The 780-nt window shown below is 63.3% G+C and carries 1 protein-coding gene; it reads right to left on the reverse strand.

Translation table 11 applies throughout. The annotated features are described in order from the left end of the window. Positions 1 to 259: 259 nt before the first annotated feature. On the reverse strand, positions 260 to 754 hold the full coding sequence (locus tag CK944_RS22365; protein ID WP_103175205.1) for a DUF3768 domain-containing protein: 495 nt from the start codon (positions 752 to 754) through the stop codon (positions 260 to 262). Between the last annotated feature and the right edge of the window lie 26 nt (positions 755 to 780).

Here is a 780-nt window from a genome sequence, read left to right on the forward strand (position 1 = left end):
TCCTTGTTCTGTGGTGAGATTTGTTGCTATTGTTGCCCTGCCCTCATGGCCGTGGGGGCAGGGCGGGCTTTGTCAAAGTGCCCCGTGCTGGATCAGGAAGCGGCGGCCGATACCGAAGCTGTCGCCCTTCCTGACAAGCGCCCACGCTTCTGCGAGACGGCGCTGCAAGGTTTCTCTGCTCATGAATTCACCCCCTTTCAGGCTGTCGGTGCGGGATGGTTCGGCCTGCTGACGGAGCCACAGCAGGCCGATGGCGGGGTCAGTGTTCGGACGGCAGGTAAAGCGTCAGAACACGGCGCGTCCCTTCGGGGTCGGACGGGGTTTCCGCGCCGAAGTGATAGGCGGTGTCGCAAACGTCGATCTTCCAGAAGATCGCCACGCCATGCGCCTCGACGCGGCCAAAGGAATGATCCTCGTAAGGGTCGTTGTCCTCGGTCCAGTCCGTGAAATTGATAACCGCGTTCATCAGGGCCGCTTGGATGCGCTCGGGAATGGCGAGAAAGCCCGGCGTGGCGACGGTGCGGCCTTTCAGATGCTGGCCGCGCCAAAGGGCCGCAAAGCCCAGGGCGCGACGGAAAGCATCGTTCTGCTCCGCGATCATCATCTGCAGCATCTGGTCGCGGGCCTGCTCGGCGGGGTTGCAGATCGGGCAAAGGCCGGGGCCTGCATCCTCGGACTCGTAGTGATCCCGGCAGGACGCGCAGCGAAAAACGCTGGCGGTCGTCGCAGGGGTATCAGTGGTGTTGAGAGCCATGTGCGGCCTCCTTGTGGTGGTGCCCT

This window comes from Paracoccus sp. SY (assembly GCF_002901215.1).
GTDB classification, from domain to species: Bacteria; Pseudomonadota; Alphaproteobacteria; order Rhodobacterales; family Rhodobacteraceae; genus Paracoccus; species Paracoccus acridae.